Genomic DNA, 21,674 nt, shown 5'->3' with positions numbered 1-21,674 from the left:
GCCGCAGGCTGCGATCCTTTGCTTTGCTTAGAAGTAGTACGGGAATTTCAGGCTGAAGGAAAAGTCCGGGGCATCGTCGGTCATGCCGATGGACAGGTTGGGCACGATGGTCAGGTTGTCGGTGGCCGCAATGGTCATGCCGACGTTGAAGTAACCGGCGTTGGCGTCACTGGACACCACCGATTCCCAATCACCGCCATCCTGTTTCAGCTTGCTCTTGCGTTGCACCAGGTCAGAGACGGAGAACGACATACTCATCTTCTCGTTCAGCGCAAAGGCGATACCGGCGCCGATCTGGAAGCTGTCGCCGATGCGTACCTTGCCCGGGGTTTTCTGGTTGACGGTCGAGCTGATGTCGTCGAACGACTCCTCGAGGTTGTGGGTGTAGGACAGGCTGCCGAACAGCACGGCCGGGTCAAACGTCTTGACCAGCGAGATACCCGGAGTGACCGACCAGACGCCGTTGCCGGTTGGCAGCGTGTCAGGCACGAACAGGTTCGAGTTGGCATCGGTCTGACGCAGCTTGATCCCGAACGGATCCTTGCCGGTAGGCGCCTTGACCCGCAAGGTGACCACGGCATCCGGGGTGTTGACCGACTCGTCCATGAACTTGTAGGCGATACCGAAGTTCACGTCGCCGATAGTTGGATCGCGATCAACGTCCTGTTCGGTAGTGACGTTGGAGGCGCCGCCGTTGCCGCCGCCGGATTGATACGTAGAGTCGCGGTACACCACGGGCACGTTCAGGTCGAACTGCCAGCGGTTGTCGAAGTTGTAGCGGCCCGTCAGGTCGAGCGTCCAGGTGTCGGCCTTGATCCGGTCAAGGTTGATGTTGCCGAGGAAGATCGAGTCCAGCGCAAGAAAGCCGTTGAGGATCAACTGGCGTGTGTCATAACGCGAATAGGTAATGCCGGTTTCCAGACTGAACTTGCCCCCGCCGAAAAAGCCGCTGGCCTCGTCGTACAGGTTGGACACACTCTGCGCCGGTTGCGAGTCGTCGGCCAGCGATTGCCCGTAGGAAGCGCCACTGCCCCCGGCCGCGCCCCCCGACGCCGCTGCAGCCCCGGTACCGGTGGCCACTTTTGGATTGCCTTTCATATCGGCTGGCGACTTGGCCAGACGCTTGGGTTGCGGGGCCGCCGGTTGATCTTCGACCTGGCGGACCCGTTGTTCAAGTACCGCCAGCGCTTTTTGTTGTACTTCGTATCGTTGCTTAAGGTCCAGAAGCTCCTGTTTCAGGGCTTCTACGTCGGCGTCCGGTGCCGCTTGCAGCATGGCTGCCGGTAGAAGGGTACTCAAACAAATAGCCGCACGCAGTGATACTGATCGATACATGAATAAGCCGTCCCTTTAAGCCCAATGATCGAGACTCAGCGTAGTTCAATATCCAATATTGCGTAGTGCCCTGAGTTGAGTCAGGTTGCAGTCCAGTGCGCCGGCACTCATGCCGTTATTGTTCAGTACGACGTTGAGTTGAGTCATGTTATTGACCACGTTTGCGCTGCCGAGCAAACGGGTGTTCTGCAGCAAACCGCCCTGGGCGACCTGTTGCAGGGCTGTGCCCTGATTGCCGGAGGCCTGAATGGCCATTTGGACGCCGCCGTTGGTGGCTGAAACCGCCACGCTGCCGGCGGCATTACTGCCACCGATGGTTTGCCCGGCCATTAGCGCCTGCCCTTGCGCGGGCACGATTGCCGGGGCCTGATTGGCTTCGGAAACGTTGATCGCAACGTTGTTGTAGGCGGAGTTGCTGTCGCCGGCGGCGCGCACGCTTTGGGTCACGCCCTGGCTGCTATTGAGCCCTGCGCCCCCGGTGATGGTGCCGTTGCCTGTCTGCACAGGATTGCCGTGGCCGGTTTCCTTGATGGTTGAAACATAGAATTCTGGTTTTACCGTTGCTGCCTGAAGTTGCATCGAGGTGGCTGCACCGATCAAATCACCGCTGGCATTGCGCCAGGTGCTGCTCATGACAATGCCGAAGCTGATGATTCGCCCCGGCATTACATAACGACCACGTAGTTGGGACAGTTCCTGGTCCTGGATTTCTATAGGTTTGAATCCTGCATTGGCATAGCCTGACGCACTCGCTGCCAGGCAGGCGGCGGCCAGCCAGTATGAGGTTTTCATCTGCTGCTCCCGGGACATCCAGCCCCATTCTTTATAATCGGCGATTAAAAGAAGTCGCTCTGTATGAACCCGAAGTCCATCAATTCAGCATCTCTGACAGGGTTGAAGCCATCCAGCTTGTTCTTGGCGGTCAATGGCACCGGAGGGCTACGCAGGGCATTTGCCTTGTCGTATCCGGGGCCAACGATGGCGAAGACAATGCCATTCCAACCTTTGACAAAGTCGTCGTGTTTGTAACGCTTATGGCCGAGAACCGGGTCTCCGATGTAAACCCAATCCTTGTCCGAACGCTGCAAGACCACGAAATGCTTGTAGCCGCGAATTTCCATCAGTACCACCACCGGAATCGTTACTGCGTCGAGCTTCTCCGGCGGAATCTTGTAACCCCTGGCGCGCATGCCGATGCTTTCTATGTAGCGCTTCATGTCGAGCATGGAAAAACCCTGAGTACGAACAAGATCCTGGTCAGCGTTGACCAACATGCCTTTGATGATGTGCTCTTCATCGACGTCGAGCCAATAGGCCTGGCGTAACACCGTGGCCAGTGCGGCAGCGCCGCAGCTGAAATCGGTTTTCTGTTCGACGATGTCGGCAAACTTGCGCTCACGAATACTTTGCACGTGCTTGTAGACGAGTACGCCGCCGGGAAGGGCAGCGACTGGCATCTGGGCAGCCTGAGTCAGGCCAGACAGGCAAAGCAGGGCGATGAAGGCAGTCTTACGCATGATCGATACGCCTTTGCGGACTGAGGAAAAGCCCCGTTTCCGGGGCTTTCGTTTCGATCGCGATTACATGCAGGCTTTGCAACCTGCAGCGATGGACAGCGAGTTGCTTTGTTGGTTGCCAACACCTGCGGCGTTGTTGAAGCCAGCGTTGCCGGAGAAGTTGTTGCCAACATTGCTGATGGCAGCGTTGTTGGTCACAGGGTTTTTCCAGCCGTCTGGAGTCATCACTTGTTGAGTGGTCACGCCAGCCAGACCGAAGACACCCACGGCTTCGAAGGTAGCTTTCTGATCTTTGCTACCGCCACTGCCGCCATGCCCTTTGTCGTTGTTGCCATAACCGCCACCGCCGTGACCGTGATCGTCATCTTTGATGGTAGCTTCTCCCACGGCGCCGAACACGCCGACGGCAGCAACAGTGCCAGTGAGGGTATTGGTTTTGTAGGTCTGAGTACCGTAGTTGCCTACGTTAAGACCGGTAGAGCTTTGGTTGGCAGCTGCAGCAGCCTGGGCCACACGGCCACCGGATACGGCGATTGCCAGGTTGTTTTTCTGTTGGTTGAAGTTGCCGGCACTGTTGTTGACGCCAATGTTGCCGGAACCGCTGTTGCCGACATTGCTCATGCCAGCAGTGTTGGTGGTGGAGTAGTTGGCAACAGCGTTGCCGGAGTTCACCTGAGTAGCGCTGGAAGCGGAAACGGCCGAACCGAAGATGAAGCTTTCGTCAGCGGTTGCCAGAGCAGCAGCGTTATCTTGCTGGTTGCCGTCACCAGCGGTGTTGTTCATGCCCACGTTGCCGTTCGAGCCATTCGCCGAGTTTTCGATACCTGCACTATTTTTTGTGCCTTGGTTACCGACTACGTTGCCCTGGCTGTTTTGTACGTCGAGTACTGCGGCACCGGCACCTGCGCCGATTTGCAGCAACTCTTCAAGGGTTGGGCCTTGAGGAGGAGGAGGGTTATGGCCGCCGTGACCGCCATTGTTACCATGATCATTGCCGCCTGCTTGAGCCGCCATTGCCATTACCGCTGCAAGTGCGAATACCAGTGGTTTGAGAGCCATTGTAGGTTTCATGGTGTTTCTCCATCGTGCTTATTAGTTGGTTAAGTGTTGGTACTTTCTAATTGCACTGCTCTTGTTGTTTGGGTCAGTCAGCGACCCGGATGCTCAGGGTGTTAGCCATACGGTTCCCCACCCCGGCACTCTGGTTCACCTGGATTACCCCGCGGCTGCCGGTGAAGGCCTGATCACTTGTCGTGACCTGGCGACTGCCGGGTGAGGTACCAGTTGCTCCTGAGCTCGGTAAAAACGCCACGTTCTGTTGCGAAAGGGCGCTGTCGTCAACGCTTTGCGGCCCAGCACTGATGCTGATACGCGTCACGTTGGCCATCTGGTTGTTGGCGCCGGCGCCCTGGTTCACGCCCAGGATCCCGTTGCCATTACTGAAAGAGCTGCCGCCAATGGTTGCGCTGGCATTGGTCGCCGGATTGGCCGGCGTGTCGATGTGTTGCCGCACGCTTGTGGTGGCGTTGGCCGAGGTGCCGATGGCAATGGCCTTGGTGTTGGTTTGTTGCATCTGGTCGCCGGCGGCCTGGTTGACGTTGTAGTTGCCGTGGTACTGGATGCCGGTGTCTTGAATGTTCGCGTTGTTCACTGAGCTGGGATCGGCCGCCATGGCGCTGGCGCAACCGAAAAGGGCAAGCAGGAGCAGGGAGCGATTCATCTTATTGGCCTCCAGCCATGCGGGTCAGCGGGGCAAGGCCGGCGCCCATTGCGCGGTTGACGGTGTTGGAGATCGAACTGCCTCCGCCGCCGCCGTGACCGGAGCTCATGCCAGGCAGGCCGTTAGGGTTGGTCAGGACATTGGTCCCCGGCAGGCTGCCGGTCGTCGTCGACATGGTGCTGCGAATGGACGAGCCACTGGCGATCGCGGCAAAGTCACCGTCATCCAGCTCGGTGCTGGCCATCGCTTGGTTGATGCGCGCCGAAGGGTTGGCGTTGACGGTAGTCGGGTAGGGGTCTTTGCCGCCGCTGCGGCCGATGGGAATAGGTTGAACGTCGCGATTGAGGACGATCACACCGTTGCCTTCCGCCTGCACATTGAAACTGACGAATGTGCTGGCTGCTGATCCGATCAGCAGAAGGCAGGTCAAACCTTTTTTGATGTTCCCCACGGCTGCAATTCCTTCTTCAGTGGGCTGGCCCTTGTCAGCGTTGTGAAGGAGAGAGCGAAAGCTGTGCCGCTTTTGAGTTCTTTCGGAATTTCAATGGGTTACAGGAAACCAGCGCGCAGGTGATACACAGGCTGTTTCAATCTTGAAACACGGGTGCTGCGGCTAACCTGTCTGTTGCCTGAACAATGCTCTGGAATGGGGGTTTGCGCCGGTGTGTTTCAGCGATGTAACAGGTGGCATGACAAAGCGCAGCAGAGCGCTTAAACGGCCACTTTGCACGCGGGCGGGTGTATCAGGATCGGACACTTTACCCCCAGAACAGGGGCAACCGATGGGGCAGGCGCCCCGAAAACCAGGTTAATCGAGCAGCAGTCGTGCAACCCGGTCGAATGCCTGGCGCTGGCGTTCGAGCCAGTTGCCCTGAATGATCTCGAAGGGTTGTTGATGCTGAACCAGCCAGTCGCGGGTGGCGTGGAAAAACGCCAGGCGCTCAGCCAGATCCGGTTGGCAACGCTGGCCGTCATCGGTCCAGTCGATCTGTTCCGGCGACAGCAGCAGGTGCAGGTCGTAATGGCGCGCCAGCAACTCGGTTTCCAGCCATTGCGGGCAATCGCCGAAGAGCGTTTGGCTCCAGAGCATATTGCTCAGCAGGTGAGTATCGAGAATCAGCAGCGGCGGTTGTTGCGCGCGCGCCTGATCTTCCCATTGCAACTGACCACGAGCGATCTCGGGAATATCTGCCAGGCATGTATCACGCGGATTCAATTCGATGAACCGACGCACGTATTCATCCACGCGCAAGCCACCAAAGCGCTGCTGCAGGCCCGCCGCGAGCCAGCTTTTGCCGGTTGACTCGGGACCGGTAAGGACAACTACCTTCATGTCCGTAACGCCGGATCGGCGCGCCATTCGCGCCAGCCTTGCACCGCGAGCAGGGTGAACAGGCCGTACAAGGCCGCAGTGAGGTAAAGCCCCTTATAGATGAACAGGCCGACGAAAATCACATCGAGCACGAACCACAACGCCCAGCATTGCAGGCGTTTCTGCGCCATCCACAATTGTGCGACCAGACTGAAACCGGTGAGCGCGGCATCGAGCCACGGTTGTGCGGCATCGGTCCAGTGAGCCATGGCCGCACCGAGCAGCAAACTGCCGACGGCACCCGCGCTCAATCCCTGCAGAATCGAACGCTGGTCGAGCCGCGTGACCTCGCGGCCGTCGTGCATCGTTCCGGCCCGGGTCCATTGCCACCAGCCGTAGATCTGCAAAGCGGCGTAAATCACCTGCAACAACATGTCCGAATACAGCTTCACTTCAAAGAAGATCCAGCTGTAGAGCAGCACCATGACCAGCCCGATCGGCCAGCACCATGGATTCTGTTTGACCGTCAGCCAGACGGCAATCACACCGAGAGCGGCGGCAAACAGTTCAAGCCCGGACATGTGGGTTCCTGGAGGGAGTCGAAGAAGGGAGCGGATTGTACCCAAAAACCTGTAGGAGTGAGCCTGCTCGCGATAACGGTGTGTCAGCAACGCAAATGTTGGCTGACGGACGCGATCGCGAGCAGGCTCACTCCTACAGGGGGTGTCAGACGCGGAACTGGCGCAGCAGGCCGTTCAGTTGTTCGCTCAGTTGGCCGAGCTTCAGGCTGGCCGCACTCGACTGTTCGGCAGCGATGGCGGTGCTGTGCGAAAGTCCGGCCGCCTGCGTGACGTTCTGGTTGATGTCCTCGACCACATGCGCCTGCTGCAACGTCGCGCTGGCAATCGATGCATTCAAGCCATTGAGATTACGCAGGGCCTGTCCGATGGCATTCAGGCTGGCACCGGCCAATCCGGCCTGTTCAATGGTCAGTTGCGAGGCCTTGCTGCTGTCGCCAATCACCCGCACAGCGGCTTCGGAATGATTTTGCAGGCGCTCGATCATCGACTGGATTTCCGCCGTCGACTTCTGTGTGCGCTGGGCAAGCAAACGCACTTCGTCTGCGACCACGGCAAAACCGCGCCCTTGTTCGCCAGCCCGCGCCGCTTCGATAGCCGCGTTGAGCGCGAGCAGATTGGTCTGCTCGGCAATCGAGCGAATCACTTCCAGTACGCTGCCGATCTGCGTGCTTTCCGCCGCCAGCGTGCGAATCACTTCGACGGCTTGATCAATGGTGCCCGAGAGCTTGTCGATCTGTTGCAGGCTGCCGTCGATATTGATCTGGCCCTGTTGCGCCTGTGCTTCGGCGTCACGCATTTCGCTGGCGGCATGCTCGGCATTCTTCGCCACATCCTGCACGCCATAGGTCACTTCGTTGATTGCCGTGGCCACCAGCTCCATCTGTTGTGATTGCTGCTGGCTGCGTTGCTGGGCTTGCGTGGCATCGTTGCCCAATTCACTCGAAGACTGCCCGAGGGCGCTGGCGGAAACCTGCAGGTCGCCGATCACCCGGCGCAGTTTCGCCGTGAACGCGTTGAAGTGATGAGCAAGCTCGGTGACTTCGTCCTGGCCATGGGTATCGAGACTACGGGTCAGGTCGCTTTCGCCGCTGGCAATATTGGCCATGGCGTTGACGGTTTCCTGCAGCGGCCGGACGATGCTGCGGGCGATCAGGATCACCAGCAGCGCCATGATCAGCGCAATCACCAGGCCGATGGCCGAGGCCTTGATCACCTGGCCCTGAAACTCAGCCTGGACGTCGTCGATGTAGACGCCGGAGCCGATCACCCAGCCCCACGGTTCGAAGAGTTTCACATAGGACGTCTTCGCCACTGGCTCGCTGGCGCCGGGTTTCGGCCAGCGGTAGTCGACCATGCCGGCGCCTTTTGCTTTGGCAATCGCAACCATCTCGTTGAACACCGCAAAACCGTCCGGATCGCGGATCGCCGAGAGGTTCTGGCCTTCGAGTTTAGGGTTGGTCGGGTGCATGACCATCACGGGCGTGAGGTCGTTGATCCAGAAGTAGTCACTCTGGTCGTAACGCAGGCCGCGAATCGCCGTCAGCGCCTGCTTCTGGGCGGCATCCTTGCTCAAGGTGCCGGCGGTTTCCAGGTCGTGGTAATAGCTGAGCAGGCCGCTGGCGGTCTGCACCACGTGCTGGGTTTTCTGCGCTTTGGCGTGATACAGATCATCGTGGATCTGCTTGAGCATCAACGCGCCCAAGGTCAACAACATGACCACCGCCACAATCAAGATGAGCCACAAGCGTCGGCTGATCGACACACTGCGCAAGCTGTTCATAACGCTGTCACTCCGGTTTCTTGTTCTTGTCATAAATCAACGCCAGCATCCAACCACATTCAGGTGATCGGGCATACGCGACCCAAGTCGTATAACGCGGCAGCGCTATTACGGCTTGTCTGATAGGATTTCGGCCCCGCGCGGGAAAACCTGAATCCAGGTTGATATTTCACGGAATTTTGACCGTTTTTTGTGGATCCTTGACGCGCGGAATCGGTACAGCAATAAACGGCTACGCTGATCGCAGTGAACGTAAGAAAAATACTATCGGGGCATGCCGCCGCGCATCGCTCTCTGGGGGATTGATGGATCTTTGGACCGCCTTGCAGGCACTGATACTAGGAGTTGTAGAAGGGCTGACGGAGTTTTTGCCCATTTCAAGTACAGGACACCAGATCATCGTTGCCGACTTGCTCGACTTCGGTGGTGAGCGGGCCATGGCGTTCAATATCATTATCCAGCTCGGCGCGATCCTCGCGGTGGTCTGGGAGTTTCGCCGCAAGATTTTCGATGTAATCATCGGTTTGCCGACCCAGCCAAGTGCACGGCGCTTTACCGCCAACTTGCTGATCGCCTTTATGCCGGCGCTGGTATTGGGCGTGATCTTTGCCGATCTGATCCACGAATACCTGTTCAATCCGATTACCGTGGCAACCGCGCTGGTGATTGGCGGCATCATCATGTTGTGGGCGGAAAAACGTCAGCATGAGGTGCATGCCGAGACCGTCGACGAGATCACCTGGAAGGACGCCTTGAAGGTCGGTTTCGCCCAGTGCCTGGCGATGATTCCGGGGACTTCACGTTCCGGCTCGACGATCATTGGCGGCTTGCTCTTTGGCCTGTCGCGCAAGACGGCTACCGAATTCTCGTTCTTCCTCGCCATGCCGACCATGGTCGGTGCGGCGGTGTATTCGGGCTTCAAGTACCGCCATCTGTTCGTGCCGGCGGACTTCCCGGTGTTCGCGATCGGTTTCGTCACCGCGTTCATCTTCGCCATGATTGCCGTGCGCGGCTTGCTCAAGTTCATCGCCAGCCACAGCTATGCGGCGTTCGCCTGGTACCGGATCGTGTTCGGTCTGCTGATTCTGGCCACCTGGCAGTTCGGTTGGGTCGACTGGGCGGCGGCCAAGCCATGAGTGATTCCCGCGCGCGCCGACCTGAAGGGCGACCTTCAGGGGGCAGTATCCAGAATCTGAAGTTGAAGCTGCTGGTGCTGCTGATCGTTTGTGCGCTGCCGTTGTTCGGCTCACTGTCGATGTGCCTGCGCGGAATTTCGTCGGTGCCGCTGGCCGCTTACGCGATCGTCAGCGTGCTGGCGTTCTTTATGTATTGGGCAGACAAGCGCAAGGCGCGCGCCGATGCCTGGCGCACACCGGAGAACGTCCTCCACGCGGTGGAACTGGCCGGCGGCTGGCCGGGTGCGTTGATTGCCCAGCAGGTGTTCCGGCACAAGACGCGCAAGGTGTCGTTCCAGATTCTGTTCTGGGTGATCGTCGCGTTGCACCAGGTGTTCTGGATCGACCAGCTATTCCTCGGCTCGAACCTGCTGTCACGATTCTAAACCCCCCTGTAGGAGCTGCCGAAGGCTGCGATCTTTTGACTTTGATCTTTTAAAAAGCAGAAAAGATCGCAGCCTTCGGCAGCTCCTACACGGGCGCGTTAAAGCAACAAGCCGATTTGGGTTTTCTTTGGCAGTTTGCTCACCACCAGTTGGTGCGAGCGCTGCAACAACCCCTGCAACTCTTCAGCACCCAGCGGGTAGGGCGGGTGCATGATGATCCACTGCGCGCGCGCCAGATACGGTGCCGGGTGAATGCCCGGGCGGTCGCAATGACCGAGAAACAGATCCTTGTCGACCTTGAATGCCAGTGAGTCGCCACGCAAACCCTGCAACGCGAACATCTTGTTGCCGGCAATCGAAAACACCCGCACGCCACCCCATTTGTAGTCTTCCCGCGCACCGGGCAATGCCAGGCAGAACGCGGCGACATCCGCTTCGCTCATTTTTCCCTTTTTCATAACAAGCGCTCCCCACAGGCATTGAACGATTCGACCAGGTGATCGATCCACGCGCGCACCGCCGGCATCACTCCACGCCGATGCGGATACACCGCTTGCAGCCAGCCGCCGGGCAGCGACCACTCCGGTAGCATCTGCACCAGCGTGCCGTTTTTCAATTCGCTTTCGCAATACATCATCGGCAGCATCGTGAAGCCTTGGCCGGCCAGTACGCAGGCCTTGCGCACGATAAAGTCGTCGATGCCCAGCCGCGCTTCCATGCTCAGTTCGAAGCTTTTGCCTTTTTGATCAAGCAAACGAACGTGGACCATGCGATCCGCTTCCAGCGCGCCCAGCGCGGGAAGATTCTTCAAATCCTGCGGATGATTGATCTCTTTGCCTTGAAGAAACGCCGGGCTGGCGATCACCACCATTTGCGCCTGACGCAAGCGCCGGGTAACCAGCAAGGGATCTTCATCACCAAGCTCGCGCACACGCAGCGCAACATCGATGCCTTCGGTGACCAGATCGACCCGGCGATTAAGCAGGACGACTTCCAGCTGTACCTGCGGAAATTTGCCAAGAAAGTCGCTGATGACCATTGGCAGCATTTCGTGGGCCAGACCGGTCGGGCAGGACACGCGCAAGCGGCCGCGCGGTTCGCTGGACATGCTGGCCACGGCTTCGTCGGCCATCTCCGCCTCCAGCAACATCGCTTGGCAGTGGCGTAAATAGCGTTCACCGACCGCCGTGAGATTGAGTTGGCGGGTGGTGCGTTGCAGCAAACGTGCACCGAGGCGCTCTTCGAGTTCGGCAATGCGCCGTGACAATCGCGACTTCGGAATGCCGAGCAAACGCCCGGCCGCTGCAAAGCCACCGGCCTCGACGACTTTGGCGAAATAGTAGAGATCGTTGAGATCTTGCATGAGTGAATCCAGATTGTTCTATCAATGGGACAAACTATCGCATTGCAGGCGGCTAATCATCCATTGGTTTCTTGCGTAGGATTGTCTCCATTCCGTCGCCACCGGCGATTCATTCCAGGAGATTCACATGAAACTGCTGCATATCGATTCGAGCATTCTGGGCGACAACTCGGCTTCCCGTCAGTTGAGCAGCCAAGTCGTCAAAGCCTGGCAAGCCGCTGAGCCGAGCGCTGTGGTGACCCACCGCGACCTCGCCGCTGACGCCATCAGCCACTTCTCGTCGACCACCCTGGTTGCCGCAGGCACCACCGCTGAACTGCGCAACGCTGCACAACAGCACGAAGCTGAACTGAGCGCTTCGACCCTGGCTGAGTTCATCGCTGCCGACGCCGTGGTCATCGCCGCGCCAATGTACAACTTCACCGTACCGACCCAACTCAAGGCCTGGATCGACCGCGTTGCCGTTGCTGGCCAGACGTTCCGTTACACCGAAGCCGGCCCTGAAGGCCTGTGCGGTGGCAAGAAAGTGGTCATCGTGTCGACGTCGGGCGGCATTCACGCCGGTCAGGCCAGCGGTATCGCTCACGAGGAATATCTCAAACTGGTATTGGGCTTCCTCGGCATCACCGACATCGAAATCGTCCGCGCTGAAGGCCTGGCGTATGGCGACGAAGTGCGCAACAACGCCATGACTGCTGCTCAAGCGAAGATCAGCGAGCAATTGTTCGCCGCAGCGTAAGGCTTGCGTAAAGAACAGCTGAGGTTCAGGTAACACCCAAAAAACTCTGTATTCTGGTTCTGCAAGGGCCAAATACGGAGTTTTTTGTTTCCGACTGTTACATAATCTGGCCCGGGTTATGCAGTCACACAATCAGCGTCTGAATGCATTGTCGTACCGAAACACCGAATCCCCGGCGTTTCAGGCCCGCAACGCAATGGATCTTTCGATTGAGTAACAACAGGGTGGGGCATCCCATGATGCGTCTTTGTGCAACGTTACTGATTTGCCTGCTCGGCAGCCTTAACACAGTGCATGCCGCGCCCGGCCGCCATCCCGTCTGGAGCGTCGGCTACCACGAGATGACGTTCCTCGATCCGCTGGATCTGCAACCGATGCGCGCCATCGCGTTCTATCCCTCGAGCGACCGCGAGCACATGAGCCTGCTCGAAGGTTATTCGGTCGAAGCCGGCGAAGACACCAAAGTCGCCATCGGCCGCTTCCCCATGTTGATGCTGTCCCACGGCAACACCGGCACACCGCTGGCATTGCACGATCTCGCGACTTCGCTGGCGCGCAAAGGCTTTGTCGTGGTGGCGGTGATTCATCCTGGCGACAACTCCAAGGATCACAGTCGGCTCGGCACCTTGAGCAATCTGTACGGACGGCCGATCCAGATTTCCGAAGCGATTACCGCGACGCTGGGCGACCGTATGCTCGCACCCTTCGTCAATGCCGATCAGGTTGGCGTGATCGGATATTCGGCGGGCGGTGAGACGGCACTGATTCTGTCGGGGGCGCAGCCGGATCTCGATCGTCTGCGGCGCTATTGCCAGGAACGTCCGGACGACCGTGACGCCTGCAACACCCAAGGCGAGCTCATCGTTGACCGTGATGACCTGCAACCTGTCGCCGATCCGCGCGTGCACGCCTTGCTGTTGATGGCGCCGCTCAGCCTGAAATTCGGCCGTCATACGCTGGCCGACGTGCATGTGCCGGTGCTGCTTTATAGCGGCGATGGCGACAAACTCGTCGCGTTCGATAAAAACGCGGCGGCACTGGCGCGCAAACTGCCGACCGCACCGGACTTCAAGTTATTGGCCGGGGCAGGGCACTTCGTGTTCATGGCGCCGTGCACCGAAGCACAGATTCTCGCCATGCCGGCGCTGTGTACCGATGCCGATGGCGTTGATCGCGAAGACATTCACCGCAACCTCATCTCCGAGGCAGGACGATTCTTCTCCCATGCGCTGGGCCAACCGACCCGGGCGGGCATGCAAACCGCCGATCAATAACCCGACCTCGTAAACACCGCTAACCCAATGTAGGAGTGAGCCTGCTCGCGATAGCGGAGTGTCAGTCGACATTTACTTCGCTGACACTCCGCTATCGCGAGCAGGCTCACTCCTACAGGGGATCGCGGCGAACTTCAGGAAGAGGCTCGGCGCCTGAGCAGCAAAGTCAGCCCCAAACCGATCACCGACAACAACGCCGCACAGAAGAATATCCACGAATACCCCAGATTCAACGCCACCGCGCCCATCAATGGCCCGGCAATCGCCAGCGCCAGATCAAAAAACACCGCATACGCCCCCAGTCCCGAGCCACGGCTGGAACTCGGCACCTGCTTGATCGCCTCGACACCCAGCGCCGGATACACCAGCGACAAGCCAAATCCCGCCAGTCCGGCGCCGACCAGGGCAAAAGCAGTAGAAGGCGCCAGCCACAGCATCACCAGCCCTACGGTTTCGATGGTCATGCAGGCGATGGCCGAGGTGAAGCCGCCGAAGCGACTGATCGCCGAGATAAACAGCAGACGCGACAGGATGAAGCACACGCCAAACACCGTCAGGCAGTACGCCGCGCCGGTCCAGCCGCGATTGAGGTAATAAAGGGTGATGAAGGTGGTCAGCGTGCCGTAGCCGATCGAGGCCAGCGTCAGGCTGGCGCCAAACGGTGCAATCCGCCCGAACACTGCCCAAAACGGCAGCCGTTCGCCGCGAATCACCGGCACCGACGGTTTGTTGCGAATCAGCAGCAGCGCGCCCGCCGCCAGCACCGACAGCGCAATACCGAGGCTGGTGAAACCGTAAGCGGCAACCATCACCACGCCCAGTGGCGCGCCGATGGCAATCGCACCGTAAGACGCAATGCCGTTCCAGCCAATCGATTTCGCCGTGTGTTCGACACCAACCTGGCCCATGCACCAACTGATGGTGCCGACGCCGATCAGCCCCTGAGCGATACCCAGCAGTAGACGACCGACAATCAGGATCAACAGACTCGTGAGCGGAAAGCTTTGCAGCAACGTCGAAATCAGCGTCAGCACGCCACTCAGCACGATCCCCCACAAACCGTAAATGATCGCCCGTTTGGTGCCGATGGTGTCCGACATGCGCCCGGCCATCGGCCGGCTGAGCAGGGTGGCAAGGTACTGCGAGCCGATCACCAGCCCGGCGATGATCGCGCTGAAACCCAGTTGTTCATGCACGTAACCCGGCAACACCGCAATCGGCAGGCCGATGCAGAGGAAGGCGACAAACGTGTAGAAAACGATGGAGACGATCTGCAAGGTGATCGCCATGGAGGTTTGTGGGGGCTGTTGCTGCGCAGACATGAGGACTCGTTCGCGGGCGGCGGTGGGAGAGTTCGCATCATGGCGTGGGCGTGAAATAAAAGGAAGCAGGCTAACTATTTTTCCTGGGGGTTGATGTTGCTGCTGATGGCCCTTTCGCGAGCAGGCTCGCTCCCACCTTTGGAGTGCATTCACCTGTGGGAGCGAGCCTGCTCGCGAAGGTAGCCGCACCCGCAAATCCCTCACCCTGAAATGCAAAAAGCCCCGTCACATGGACAGGGCTTTAGCTTGAAGCTAACAGCTCAACACTAGAAGCTGCTTTTTAGAACACCACACCCTGGCTACGCAGGTAGTCATCGTAGGTGCCGCTGAAGTCGGTCACGCCATCCGGCGTCAGCTCGATGATGCGCGTGGCCAGGGACGATACGAACTCACGGTCGTGGCTGACGAAGATCAGCGTGCCCGGGTAGTTTTCCAGCGCCAGGTTCAGCGCCTCGATCGATTCCATGTCCAAGTGGTTGGTCGGTTCGTCCATGATCAGCACGTTCGGCTTTTGCAGGATCAGCTTGCCGAACAGCATGCGACCTTGCTCACCACCGGAAATCACTTTGACCGACTTGAGGATCTCGTCGTTGGAGAACAGCATGCGGCCCAAAGTGCCGCGAATCATCTGTTCGCCCTGAGTCCATTGACCCATCCAGTCGAACAGGCTGACGTCGTCTTCGAAGTCGTGAGCGTGATCCTGGGCGTAGTAGCCCAGCTCGGCGGCATCGGTCCACTTGATGCTACCCGCGTCCGGGGTCAGTTCATTGACCAGGGTGCGCAGCAGGGTGGTCTTGCCGATACCGTTCGGACCGATGATCGCTACGCGCTCGCCAGCTTCAACCTGGAAGCTGAAGTCCTTGAACAGCGGCTTGCCGTCGAAACCTTTGGCCATCTTCTCGACCATGACAGCCTGGCGGTGCAGCTTCTTGTTCTGATCGAAACGGATGAACGGGCTGACACGGCTCGAAGGCTTGACCTCGGCCAGCTGGATCTTGTCGATCGCTTTGGCGCGGGACGTGGCCTGCTTGGCTTTCGAGGCGTTGGCCGAGAAGCGGCTGACGAACGATTGCAGCTCGGTAATCTGCGCTTTCTTCTTGGCGTTGTCCGACAGCAGTTGCTCGCGGGACTGGGTCGCCACGGTCATGTACTCGTCGTAGTTGCCCGGGAACAGGCGCAGCTCGCCGTAATCCAGGTCAGCCATGTGCGTGCACACGCTGTTCAGGAAGTGACGGTCGTGAGAGATGATGATCATCAGGCTGCTACGCTGGGTCAGGATGTTCTCCAGCCAGCGAATGGTGTTGATGTCCAGGTGGTTGGTCGGTTCGTCGAGCAACAGCACTTCCGGATCGGAAAACAGTGCCTGCGCCAGCAATACACGCAGTTTCCAGCCTGGCGAAACTTCGCTCATCGGACCGAAGTGTTGCTCGATGCCGATGCCCAGGCCCAGCAACAGCTCACCGGCACGGGATTCGGCGGTGTAACCGTCCATTTCAGCGAATTCGGTTTCCAGCTCGGCCACGGCCATGCCGTCTTCTTCAGACATTTCCGGCAGCGAGTAGATGCGGTCGCGCTCGGCCTTGACCTTCCACAGCTCTTCGTGACCCATGATCACGGTATCGATCACGGTGAATTCTTCGTAGGCGAACTGATCCTGGCGCAATTTACCCAGACGCACGTTCGGCTCGAGCATGACCTGGCCGCCGGTCGGATCAAGATCGCCACCGAGGATTTTCATGAAGGTCGACTTGCCGCAACCGTTGGCGCCGATCAGGCCGTAGCGGTTGCCCGCGCCGAATTTTACCGAAACGTTTTCGAAGAGCGGCTTGGCGCCGAACTGCATCGTGATGTTAGCTGTAGAGATCAAGTGTTTTTCCTGCGAAGCATTCGAGTAGCGAGGGTGCGGCTGGAGCGCTTGGCCCGAGTCAAAGTGCGCTGAAGCGGGAAAGACCCGTCATCAACCAAGGGGGGCGCGTAAAGTTTGGCGGCGATTGTACTGGTCTGGCTCTTTAAACGATAGGGCGATGACGTCACGATCGCCGATTGGCATGCTCGCGAGACAGATTTTCACAGATGAAGGCTCACCATCGGTTACAAAGTGTGGCTAAAATGCCATCCATTCACCCAGCGCCCCAGAACGGCGCGGGCTCATGGATGTGCCATTTGTAATCAGACCACTGCATCAGACGCTGGGCCTCAGGCCGCCAGGCGCGCAGTTTGTTCACTTCTGACGTGTGACGATTTCCGTGAAACTCATCATTGCTGCTATTTATGTCATTTCGATTGCATACGTTCATCTTCGTGGCCGTGTGCGTCACAAACTGGGTCGCCAACTCAGCGATCACTCGACGTTTCTCGCGCCGATCAACTGCTTCCTTTACCTGTTCTCGAAAAAGCCCAACAAGCCTTTTCTCGATCCGGCGGAATTTCCTGATCTGAGCCCGTTGCAGGCGCATTGGCAGGAGATTCGCGAAGAAGGCCAGAATTTGCTGCGCGCCGGCGAGATCAAGCGCTCGAACCAGTACGATGACGTCGGCTTCAACTCGTTCTTCAAAACCGGCTGGAAGCGTTTCTACCTGAAGTGGTACGGCGAAAGCCATCCGTCCGCCATGAAACTGTGCCCGCGCACCACTGAACTGGTGCAAAGCATCGGTTCGATCAAGGCGGCGATGTTTGCCGAGTTGCCACCGGGTTCGAAACTGGTGCGCCACCGTGATCCCTATGCCGGCTCCTACCGCTATCACCTGGGCCTGGAAACGCCGAACGATGCCGGTTGCTACATCAACGTCGACGGCGAGAACTATCACTGGCGCGACGGCGAAGCGGTGATGTTCGACGAGACCTTCATTCATTACGCGGAAAACACCACCGACCAGAACCGGATCATCCTGTTTTGTGACATCGAGCGTCCGCTGAAGTACCGCTGGGCGGCGGCGTTCAACAGCTGGTTCAGTCGCACCGTGATGTCGGCGGCGGGTGCGCCGAACGATGCCGGTGACCGCACCGGTGGTATCAATCGCCTTTTCACCAAAATCTACAAGATTCGTTTGCGTGGCAAAGAGCTGAAAAAACGCAATCGCAAGCTGTACTACATGGAAAAGTGGGCGATCTTCGGCAGTTTGCTGGCGATCTTCATTCTGATCTGACGGATCATTTGATTTCTGTAGGAGCTGTCGAGTGCAACGAGGCTGCGATCTTTTGATCTTGCAGTAGAGAGATCAAAGTCAAAAGATCGCAGCGTGCCGCAGCTCCTGCATTGGGTTTGCGTCGCGTCGGAGTGCTACGACTCTCGCAAAAACAACCTGTCAGTTGCCTGACGCTTTCTTCGTTTTCTTCGCCGGCGCAGCCTTGGCTTTCGGCTTCGGCGCCGCTTTCCCGCCCAGACTGCGCTTGAGCAGTTCCGTCAAATCAATCACATCCGCAGACTTGCGCTCTTCCTCGCCACCCACCGTCTCGACATCTTCGATCTTGCCTTCATGGGCCTTTTTCTCAACGAGGGCCATGATCTTGTCTTCAAACTCGTCCTTGTAATCCTCGGGTTTCCAGTCTGCGCTCATGTCCTGCACCAGTCGCTTGGCCATGTCCAGCTCACCTTTGGCCAGTTGCGGCTTGGTCACCTCACTGCCCAGTGCCAGTTCATCGAGGCTGCGCACCTCCTGCGGCCAACGCAGCTTTACCAGCACCAGCGCCGATTCCAGCGGCATCAACGCCGCCAGATACTGGCGGGTATGTAAAACCACACGGGCGAGGGCAACCTTGTTGGTTTTGCTCAGCGTCTCACGCAGCAGCGCATACACCTTGCCGCCGCGCTTGTCGGGTGCCAAGTAATAAGGTGTGTCGATGTTTTGCAGGGGGATTTGCTCGGCATCGACAAAGGAAAAGATATCAATGGTTTGCGTTGAGACCGGGTGCGCTGAACGGATTTCTTCTTCGCTAAGCACCACATAGCGACCCTTTTCGTAGGCCACGCCTTTGACAATGTGCTCTTTGGTGACTTCTTTGCCGGTCACTTTGTTTACGCGTTTGTAGCCCACCGGATCCATGCTGCGGCTGTCGAGCCAGTCGAAATCGACGCCTTGAGACGAGGTCGCCGAGACCAGCGCGACGGGGATGTGTACCAGTCCGAAACTGATCGCGCCTTTCCAGATTGCCCGAGCCATGGTGAGTTCTCCGAGTGATGATCAGGTGACCTGTTACGCTGGGCGAAAGTTTCCAGTGATTGCGGCGGCCGCCGCTGACTTGGTCAAGCCGTGTTACATGTTGTTTAAAGGCTGTGACTTAACAAATCCGAACCCTGGGCGTAGCGTGGACTCGAACGCACTATCCCTGGCGCATCGAGAGGCCGCCCCATGAACCGATTTCTGTTTGTCATCGCTTTTCTCAGCCTCGGTGCGGGCTGGGCTCATGCGGACGTGCCGTCCTCCACGCTGCTGCTGGCACAAAGTCCGACCGGCAACAGCAACAATCCCTACAACAGTCCGATCCGCCGGGCCAACCCCAACAGCATGCAGGGCACTCAACCCAGTGCACCGCCGATCCGTGGCCCCAACACTGTGCCGGCGCCGCGCCCGCCGACCCTCGAAAACCGTGGTATCGGCAATGGTCAGCCAATCCGCTCGGTGCCGAGTACACCGCCAACCTTCATCCCCAATCCACCTTCACGAAGCACCGGTACTACCCGTTAAACGACAGGACTGAAGCCTGTCAGCCTTGAGACGAACAAAAGGAATCGTGCATGTTGCGTAAAACCCTTCTAGCCAGCCTTTGCGTCGGCGCACTGATCAGTGCTCCAGCGTTTGCCGCAGCGCCCAAAGAATTGCAAAGCGAACAGGGCACTCTTGAAGTCACCACGATTACCCAAGGTCTTGAACATCCATGGGCCTTGGCGTTTCTGCCGGATCGCCAAGGCATGCTGGTGACTGAGCGCCCGGGCAACCTGCGGGTGGTGGGTGTCGATGGCAAGCTGTCAGCACCGATCAGCGGTGTGCCGCAAGTCTGGGCCAAGGGCCAGGGTGGTTTGCTCGACGTAGTGTTGTCGCCGGACTTCAGACAGGATCGCCTGGTGTACTTGTCTTACGCCGAGGGCGGCGGTGCTGGCGACAAGGCTGGCACGGCGGTGGGGCGTGGGCGACTGTCGGATGACCTGAAGTCGCTCAAGGATTTCAAAGTGATCTTCCGCCAGGAACCGAAACTTTCGGTAGGCAATCACTTTGGTTCGCGTCTGGTGTTCGACCGTGACGGCTATCTGTTCATCACCCTCGGCGAAAACAACGACCGGCCAACCGCGCAGGACCTCGACAAACTGCAAGGCAAGGTCGTGCGCATCTATCCCGACGGCAGAGTGCCAGACGACAACCCGTTTGTCGGTCAGTCCGGCGTGCGTCCGGAGATCTGGTCCTACGGCCACCGCAACCCGCAAGGCGCAGCACTGAATCCGTGGAACGGCACGCTTTGGGAAAATGAACACGGCCCGCGCGGTGGCGACGAGGTCAACATCATCGAGCGCGGCAAGAACTACGGCTGGCCGTTGGCGACCCATGGCATCAATTATTCCATGCAGCCGATCCCTGAGGCGCAAGGCAAGACCGTCGAAGGCACGGTTGCGCCACATCATGTCTGGGAAAAGTCACCGGGTGTCAGCGGTATGGCGTTCTACGACGGTGACCGCTTCAAACCGTGGCAACACAATGCGTTTATCGGCGCGCTGGTGACGCAGGAACTGATCCGCTTGCAGTTCGATGGCGACAAGGTTGTGCATGAGGAGCGCTTGCTCGGCGAACTCAAACAGCGCATCCGCGACGTACGCCAAGGCCCGGACGGCTACTTGTATGTACTCACGGATGAGTCGAACGGCTCCCTCTACAAACTAGGCCTCAAACCCACACCTTGACCGCCATCCCCTGTAGCTGCCGAGTGCAACGAGGCTGCGATCTTTTGATTTTAAAAAACAAGATCAAAAGATCGCAGCCTCGTTGCACTCGGCAGCTCCTACAGATACGGATGGGGCTTATGTTTCGCGGGAGAACAGGACGACTGCTGAACGCAACTTTTCCCGGCCAAATCGGCACATTTTTTCGAACTCTTCATGGCTGACAGGCACGTGCTGGCAGTCCATCGGCTGGCGATGCTGGCTGTGATCGACATCCGGATCATGCAGATAAACAAAGTCCTCATCACAGTCGGTGACCATCACCCAGTGCGGGGACTTGGAACGAGTCAGCCGATAGCTGCTGATCAACACCAGCGGCTGTCCCCCAGCCGCGAGTAACCGCGGGAGGTCCAGGGCAACACCGATCACCTGCTCGACGTCGCACTCCGCCAATTGCGCCATGAACTCCTCGTGCACCAAGCGCATGACGTCTTTTTTATGCGCATCGCGCACGCCATCGAGAAACAACGCCCCGGTCAGACTCAACTGCAGGCGTACCTTAAAACCCCGTCGCCAAGCGGCCAGCGCCAATCCTTGCGGGCTGCATCCGCCATGGCCGGAAGTCATGAACACCGTGGTCGCTTCACGCCAGATCTGCAGTTCCTCGCGACGTTCCAGTAAACGCTGGGCCTGTAACGCACCCATGGCCATCAGCAGGCAGGCCGGGCCGCAGGTAAATTCGGTGGTTTGCGGGTAGTAGGGCACTTTGATGCTGCGCGAGTCGCGATGCTCGAGGATGCGTTTTTCCAGGCGCAGTGCATCGGCATGGTCTTCGTAGTAATCGTGAATCACCGCGAAGCGCCGGTAGCCGTTGCGCTCGTACAGGGCAATCGCAGCCGGGTTGTCAGTGCGTACTTCCAGCCTCAGGTAGGCGCAATCATGCTCAAGGGCAACGACCTCGATCCGTTGCAGCAGTTGTTTGCCCAATCCGCTGCCGCGCGACTCGGCGGCAATGGCAATCGAGTACAACCGCGCCAGTGATGTGCCGCGATGAAACAACACCAGTGCGTAACCCAGCAACTGGCCGCTGGATTCTGCCACCAGCAACTGTCCGTTAGCCCGGGTGATCATCCACTGGAAGCTGCGACTGGTGAGCCGATCGGTAGTGAAGCATTGCATTTCCAATGCCAGCAACGCCGGCAAATCTTCAACTACCGCCAAACGAAAAACAGCACTCATATGACCACCGTAAAAGTTGCGTAACGAAACGGGACTTTCGAAAAACTTCGTGCTTAATAGAA

The 21,674-nt window shown here is 58.5% G+C and carries 22 protein-coding genes; 7 read left to right on the top strand and 15 right to left on the bottom strand.

Annotation, left to right across the window (positions count from 1 at the left end):
* Positions 1–27: 27 nt before the first annotated feature.
* The 9 genes from QOL84_RS06090 to QOL84_RS06050 form a co-directional block, all read right to left on the bottom strand.
* Positions 28–1,335, bottom strand: a complete 1,308-nt coding sequence (locus QOL84_RS06090) for a hypothetical protein (protein ID WP_283436573.1) — start codon at positions 1,333–1,335, stop codon at positions 28–30.
* A gap of 45 nt (positions 1,336–1,380) precedes the next feature.
* Complete coding sequence (locus QOL84_RS06085; RefSeq protein ID WP_283436572.1) at positions 1,381–2,127, bottom strand: hypothetical protein; 747 nt, start codon at positions 2,125–2,127, stop codon at positions 1,381–1,383.
* Between the two features lie 44 nt (positions 2,128–2,171).
* Positions 2,172–2,852: a C39 family peptidase gene (locus tag QOL84_RS06080; RefSeq protein WP_129393606.1), complete on the bottom strand. Its 681-nt coding sequence runs from the start codon at positions 2,850–2,852 to the stop codon at positions 2,172–2,174.
* Between the two features lie 63 nt (positions 2,853–2,915).
* Complete coding sequence (locus QOL84_RS06075) at positions 2,916–3,923, bottom strand: heme utilization protein (RefSeq protein ID WP_283436571.1); 1,008 nt, start codon at positions 3,921–3,923, stop codon at positions 2,916–2,918.
* A gap of 73 nt (positions 3,924–3,996) precedes the next feature.
* Positions 3,997–4,572 (bottom strand): adhesin, encoded by a 576-nt coding sequence (locus QOL84_RS06070; protein ID WP_283436570.1) that lies wholly within the window; start codon positions 4,570–4,572, stop codon positions 3,997–3,999.
* 1 nt (position 4,573) lies between these two features.
* The gene (locus QOL84_RS06065; protein WP_283436569.1) at positions 4,574–5,023 is read right to left on the bottom strand and encodes a hypothetical protein; all 450 of its coding nucleotides are present in this window, start codon (positions 5,021–5,023) and stop codon (positions 4,574–4,576) included.
* Positions 5,024–5,380: 357 nt separating this feature from the next.
* A complete protein-coding gene (locus tag QOL84_RS06060) occupies positions 5,381–5,905 on the bottom strand; it encodes an AAA family ATPase (RefSeq protein ID WP_283436568.1) in 525 nt (174 codons plus the stop codon).
* Complete coding sequence (gene pnuC, locus QOL84_RS06055; protein WP_283436567.1) at positions 5,902–6,465, bottom strand: nicotinamide riboside transporter PnuC; 564 nt, start codon at positions 6,463–6,465, stop codon at positions 5,902–5,904. The genes QOL84_RS06060 and pnuC overlap by 4 nt, the downstream gene beginning before the upstream one ends.
* A 145-nt stretch (positions 6,466–6,610) precedes the next feature.
* Complete coding sequence (locus QOL84_RS06050; protein ID WP_283436566.1) at positions 6,611–8,245, bottom strand: methyl-accepting chemotaxis protein; 1,635 nt, start codon at positions 8,243–8,245, stop codon at positions 6,611–6,613.
* A gap of 305 nt (positions 8,246–8,550) precedes the next feature.
* Between QOL84_RS06050 and QOL84_RS06045 the strand changes: the two genes are divergently transcribed.
* Both QOL84_RS06045 and QOL84_RS06040 read left to right on the top strand, forming a co-directional pair.
* Complete coding sequence (locus QOL84_RS06045) at positions 8,551–9,381, top strand: undecaprenyl-diphosphate phosphatase (RefSeq protein ID WP_283436565.1); 831 nt, start codon at positions 8,551–8,553, stop codon at positions 9,379–9,381.
* Positions 9,378–9,806, top strand: a complete 429-nt coding sequence (locus tag QOL84_RS06040; protein WP_283436564.1) for a DUF1294 domain-containing protein — start codon at positions 9,378–9,380, stop codon at positions 9,804–9,806. The genes QOL84_RS06045 and QOL84_RS06040 overlap by 4 nt, the downstream gene beginning before the upstream one ends.
* A gap of 98 nt (positions 9,807–9,904) precedes the next feature.
* On the opposite strand, the gene QOL84_RS06035 is transcribed toward QOL84_RS06040, so the two are convergent.
* Together QOL84_RS06035 and QOL84_RS06030 are read right to left on the bottom strand one after the other, a co-directional pair.
* A complete protein-coding gene (locus QOL84_RS06035; RefSeq protein ID WP_283436563.1) occupies positions 9,905–10,264 on the bottom strand; it encodes an MmcQ/YjbR family DNA-binding protein in 360 nt (119 codons plus the stop codon).
* Positions 10,261–11,169, bottom strand: coding sequence for a LysR substrate-binding domain-containing protein (locus tag QOL84_RS06030; protein ID WP_283436562.1), 909 nt, complete (start codon positions 11,167–11,169; stop codon positions 10,261–10,263). The genes QOL84_RS06035 and QOL84_RS06030 overlap by 4 nt, the downstream gene beginning before the upstream one ends.
* 127 nt (positions 11,170–11,296) lie before the next feature.
* Here QOL84_RS06030 and QOL84_RS06025 point away from each other — a divergent pair, with 127 nt between their 5' ends.
* Together QOL84_RS06025 and QOL84_RS06020 are read left to right on the top strand one after the other, a co-directional pair.
* Complete coding sequence (locus QOL84_RS06025; protein WP_283436561.1) at positions 11,297–11,908, top strand: FMN-dependent NADH-azoreductase; 612 nt, start codon at positions 11,297–11,299, stop codon at positions 11,906–11,908.
* A 236-nt stretch (positions 11,909–12,144) separates the two neighbouring features.
* Positions 12,145–13,182, top strand: a complete 1,038-nt coding sequence (locus QOL84_RS06020; RefSeq protein ID WP_129393630.1) for an alpha/beta hydrolase family protein — start codon at positions 12,145–12,147, stop codon at positions 13,180–13,182.
* Between the two features lie 134 nt (positions 13,183–13,316).
* Here QOL84_RS06020 and QOL84_RS06015 read toward each other — a convergent pair whose 3' ends face one another.
* Both QOL84_RS06015 and QOL84_RS06010 read right to left on the bottom strand, forming a co-directional pair.
* Positions 13,317–14,504, bottom strand: coding sequence for an MFS transporter (locus QOL84_RS06015; protein ID WP_283436560.1), 1,188 nt, complete (start codon positions 14,502–14,504; stop codon positions 13,317–13,319).
* A gap of 280 nt (positions 14,505–14,784) precedes the next feature.
* The gene (locus QOL84_RS06010) at positions 14,785–16,371 is read right to left on the bottom strand and encodes an ABC-F family ATPase (RefSeq protein ID WP_129393633.1); all 1,587 of its coding nucleotides are present in this window, start codon (positions 16,369–16,371) and stop codon (positions 14,785–14,787) included.
* Positions 16,372–16,750: 379 nt separating this feature from the next.
* Here QOL84_RS06010 and lpxO point away from each other — a divergent pair, with 379 nt between their 5' ends.
* The gene (lpxO, locus tag QOL84_RS06005; protein WP_129393635.1) at positions 16,751–17,650 is read left to right on the top strand and encodes a lipid A hydroxylase LpxO; all 900 of its coding nucleotides are present in this window, start codon (positions 16,751–16,753) and stop codon (positions 17,648–17,650) included.
* Between the two features lie 159 nt (positions 17,651–17,809).
* On the opposite strand, the gene ku is transcribed toward lpxO, so the two are convergent.
* Positions 17,810–18,664 carry a non-homologous end joining protein Ku gene (ku, locus tag QOL84_RS06000; RefSeq protein ID WP_122855156.1) on the bottom strand — a complete coding sequence of 285 codons (855 nt, stop codon included), beginning with the start codon at positions 18,662–18,664 and terminating at the stop codon, positions 17,810–17,812.
* A gap of 189 nt (positions 18,665–18,853) precedes the next feature.
* Between ku and QOL84_RS05995 the strand changes: the two genes are divergently transcribed.
* Positions 18,854–19,189 (top strand): hypothetical protein, encoded by a 336-nt coding sequence (locus QOL84_RS05995; RefSeq protein WP_129393637.1) that lies wholly within the window; start codon positions 18,854–18,856, stop codon positions 19,187–19,189.
* A 50-nt stretch (positions 19,190–19,239) separates the two neighbouring features.
* On the top strand, positions 19,240–20,394 hold the full coding sequence (locus QOL84_RS05990) for a PQQ-dependent sugar dehydrogenase (RefSeq protein ID WP_283436559.1): 1,155 nt from the start codon (positions 19,240–19,242) through the stop codon (positions 20,392–20,394).
* Between the two features lie 117 nt (positions 20,395–20,511).
* On the opposite strand, the gene QOL84_RS05985 is transcribed toward QOL84_RS05990, so the two are convergent.
* The gene (locus QOL84_RS05985) at positions 20,512–21,612 is read right to left on the bottom strand and encodes a peptidase C39 family protein (protein ID WP_283436558.1); all 1,101 of its coding nucleotides are present in this window, start codon (positions 21,610–21,612) and stop codon (positions 20,512–20,514) included.
* Positions 21,613–21,674: the final 62 nt, after the last annotated feature.

Source organism: Pseudomonas helmanticensis, from assembly GCF_900182985.1.
Classification (GTDB): Bacteria; Pseudomonadota; Gammaproteobacteria; order Pseudomonadales; family Pseudomonadaceae; genus Aquipseudomonas; species Aquipseudomonas helmanticensis.
The sequence above is the reverse complement of the archived record's forward strand: the minus strand, read 5'-3'. Positions and strand labels throughout refer to the sequence as shown.

Coding starts and splice junctions, on each gene's coding strand:
- QOL84_RS06090 (WP_283436573.1), bottom strand. CDS start 1,335: ATGTATCGATCAGTATCACTGCGTGCGGCTATTTGTTTGAGTACCCTT.
- QOL84_RS06045 (WP_283436565.1), top strand. CDS start 8,551: ATGGATCTTTGGACCGCCTTGCAGGCACTGATACTAGGAGTTGTAGAA.
- QOL84_RS06080 (WP_129393606.1), bottom strand. CDS start 2,852: ATGCGTAAGACTGCCTTCATCGCCCTGCTTTGCCTGTCTGGCCTGACT.
- QOL84_RS06040 (WP_283436564.1), top strand. CDS start 9,378: ATGAGTGATTCCCGCGCGCGCCGACCTGAAGGGCGACCTTCAGGGGGC.
- QOL84_RS06060 (WP_283436568.1), bottom strand. CDS start 5,905: ATGAAGGTAGTTGTCCTTACCGGTCCCGAGTCAACCGGCAAAAGCTGG.
- QOL84_RS05990 (WP_283436559.1), top strand. CDS start 19,240: ATGTTGCGTAAAACCCTTCTAGCCAGCCTTTGCGTCGGCGCACTGATC.
- QOL84_RS06050 (WP_283436566.1), bottom strand. CDS start 8,245: ATGAACAGCTTGCGCAGTGTGTCGATCAGCCGACGCTTGTGGCTCATC.
- QOL84_RS05985 (WP_283436558.1), bottom strand. CDS start 21,612: ATGAGTGCTGTTTTTCGTTTGGCGGTAGTTGAAGATTTGCCGGCGTTG.
- QOL84_RS06070 (WP_283436570.1), bottom strand. CDS start 4,572: ATGAATCGCTCCCTGCTCCTGCTTGCCCTTTTCGGTTGCGCCAGCGCC.
- QOL84_RS06020 (WP_129393630.1), top strand. CDS start 12,145: ATGATGCGTCTTTGTGCAACGTTACTGATTTGCCTGCTCGGCAGCCTT.
- QOL84_RS06085 (WP_283436572.1), bottom strand. CDS start 2,127: ATGAAAACCTCATACTGGCTGGCCGCCGCCTGCCTGGCAGCGAGTGCG.
- QOL84_RS06015 (WP_283436560.1), bottom strand. CDS start 14,504: ATGTCTGCGCAGCAACAGCCCCCACAAACCTCCATGGCGATCACCTTG.
- ku (WP_122855156.1), bottom strand. CDS start 18,664: ATGGCTCGGGCAATCTGGAAAGGCGCGATCAGTTTCGGACTGGTACAC.
- QOL84_RS06075 (WP_283436571.1), bottom strand. CDS start 3,923: ATGAAACCTACAATGGCTCTCAAACCACTGGTATTCGCACTTGCAGCG.
- QOL84_RS05995 (WP_129393637.1), top strand. CDS start 18,854: ATGAACCGATTTCTGTTTGTCATCGCTTTTCTCAGCCTCGGTGCGGGC.
- pnuC (WP_283436567.1), bottom strand. CDS start 6,465: ATGTCCGGGCTTGAACTGTTTGCCGCCGCTCTCGGTGTGATTGCCGTC.
- QOL84_RS06025 (WP_283436561.1), top strand. CDS start 11,297: ATGAAACTGCTGCATATCGATTCGAGCATTCTGGGCGACAACTCGGCT.
- QOL84_RS06035 (WP_283436563.1), bottom strand. CDS start 10,264: ATGAAAAAGGGAAAAATGAGCGAAGCGGATGTCGCCGCGTTCTGCCTG.
- QOL84_RS06030 (WP_283436562.1), bottom strand. CDS start 11,169: ATGCAAGATCTCAACGATCTCTACTATTTCGCCAAAGTCGTCGAGGCC.